This window comes from Pseudomonas sp. SF2, from assembly GCF_036858055.1.
Taxonomy (GTDB): Bacteria; Pseudomonadota; Gammaproteobacteria; order Pseudomonadales; family Pseudomonadaceae; genus Aquipseudomonas.
Map to the genome: position 1 here is coordinate 18587 of NZ_JAMBDI010000069.1, position 2056 is coordinate 20642.

The window sequence follows — 2056 nt, forward strand, 5'->3', positions numbered from 1 at the left end:
CGTCACCCACGACCAGGAAGAAGCCATGCGCCTGTCCCAGCGCATCGCCATCTTCAGCCACGGCAGGATCGTCGGCCTGGGCACCGGTTACGACCTGTATCAGAACCCGCCGAATGCCTTCGTCGCCTCGTTCCTGGGTAACTCCAACTTCCTGCGGATCAAGGCCAGCAGCAATGGCGCGGGCAGCTTCGAGGGCCAGCCGGTGGCCATCCGCCTGACCCCGGGCCTGGCCGCCTCGCAGGATGCCCTGATCATGGTACGCCCGGAAAAGGCCCTGGCCCTGACCACCGAACAGGCCACGCGCGAGCCACTGCCGGCGGGCTGGAACGAGGTCAGCGCCAAGGTTGGCGAAGTATTGTTCCTGGGCGAGAGCCAGACCTGCCATGTGGTGACCGCGGGCGGCACCGAGCTGACGGTGAAGGCGCTGTCGGCCGCGGGCATGCCGATGCAGCCGGGGGATACCGTGAAGGTGCGCTGGGCGGTGGCGGATGCGTGCATTTATACCGAGTGGGCAGAGAGTGACCTGAGCAAGTCCGCCGGGGCGCATTAACATCTTGAGTGCTGCAACGCCTGGTAGACCGAGNNNCTCGGTCTACCAGGCGTTGCACAACTCAAGATGTGAACAACACCGTCACATTATCATCACGCCACTGTCGTAATCTGCCGGCCAACCCTATGCCATAGGCCTCCCGGCATGCCCCGCCTGCTTGTCTTGCTGCTCACCCTGCTACCGCTGGCGACCCTGGCCGAGCCCGCGCCCCTGCGCGTGCAAGGCTCCAACACCATTGGCGCGGCCTTGCTGCCGGCGCTGGTGCAAGGGCAGTTGCGCGCACAGCAAGCTACTGCCATCGAACAACACCCGGGCGAGTTGGCCAACGAGACCGTTATCACCGCACGTGACGCGCACGGCCAGCCTTTGCGCATCGATATCGCCGCCCACGGTTCCAGCACCGGCTTCTTCGCCCTGGGCCATGGCGACGCCGACCTGGCCGCCGCCTCGCGGCCGATCAACGACAGCGAAGCACGCCAACTGCAGGCTTTGGGCGACCTGCGCGCCGCTGCCGCCGAACAAGTCATCGGCCTGGATGGCGTTGCAGTCATCGTTCACCCTGACAACCCGTTGCCGCAGCTCACTACCCGGCAACTGGCGCAGGTTTTCTCGGGGCAGATCCAGCGCTGGGAGCAACTGGGCGTCAGTGGCGGGGCCATCCACCTGTACGCCCGTGACGACCGCTCCGGTACCTTTGAGACCTTCAAGGCACTGGTGCTGGAACCCCAGCACGGCGAGCTTTCGCCCAAGGCCCAACGCTTCGAGTCCAGCGACGAGCTGGCCGCGCGAGTGAGCACCGACCGCCAGGCCATCGGCTTCAGCAGCCTGGCAGCAATACACGGGGCCAAGGTGCTGGCGGTGGCCGAGGGCGACGCACCTGCCATGTTGCCGGAGCGCGCGCTGGTGGCCAGCGAAGACTACCCATTGTCACGGCGCTTGTACTTCTATTTGCCGGCTAACCCCAAGCCCCAGGCCAGGGCCCTGGCTGACTTTGCCCAGAGCCCGGCCGGCCAGGCGATCGTCGCCCGGCAGGGCTTCGTTTCGCAGCAGATCAAGGCCCAACCTGTAGCGCCCCTGGCGAACATGCCGCCGCGCTATCGCACCCTGGCCCAGCAGGCGCAGCGGCTGAGCGTCAACTTCCGCTTCCAGGAAGGCAGCGCCAGCCTCGACAACAAGGCCCTGCGTGATGTACAGCGGGTGGCCGAGTACCTGCGCAACGCCGGCAAGCTGCAGCGTAAAGCGGTGCTGGTGGGCTTTGGCGACCCCAAGGAGACACCCGGTCGCGCCGCCCTGCTCTCCCGCCTGCGGGCCCAGGCCGTGCGCCGTGAGCTGGCGCGCGATGGCGTGGAGGTGCTTGAAGTGACGGGTATGGGGGATGAACTGCCGGTGGCAGGAAACGAGCTGGAGCAAGGGCGACTGCGTAATCGTCGGGTGGAAGTGTGGGTGTATTGATCTGAAAGCAGCGCACATCCCTGTAGGAGATTTCCCAGCCCTTTGGGCTGCGCT

The 2056-nt window shown here is 66.1% G+C and carries 2 protein-coding genes; both read left to right on the top strand.

The window, feature by feature from the left end:
- Positions 1 to 550 (top strand): TOBE domain-containing protein (locus M2S36_RS24400; protein ID WP_333958000.1); only part of this gene is annotated, 550 nt, incomplete at its 5' end.
- Between the two features lie 144 nt (positions 551 to 694).
- Positions 695 to 2002 carry a substrate-binding domain-containing protein gene (locus M2S36_RS24405; RefSeq protein WP_207833819.1) on the top strand — a complete coding sequence of 436 codons (1308 nt, stop codon included), beginning with the start codon at positions 695 to 697 and terminating at the stop codon, positions 2000 to 2002.
- Positions 2003 to 2056 lie beyond the last annotated feature (54 nt).

Bases quoted from the DNA above. Each gene is read 5' to 3' on its own strand.
- M2S36_RS24405 (WP_207833819.1), top strand. From the start codon at position 695: ATGCCCCGCCTGCTTGTCTTGCTGCTCACCCTGCTACCGCTGGCGACC.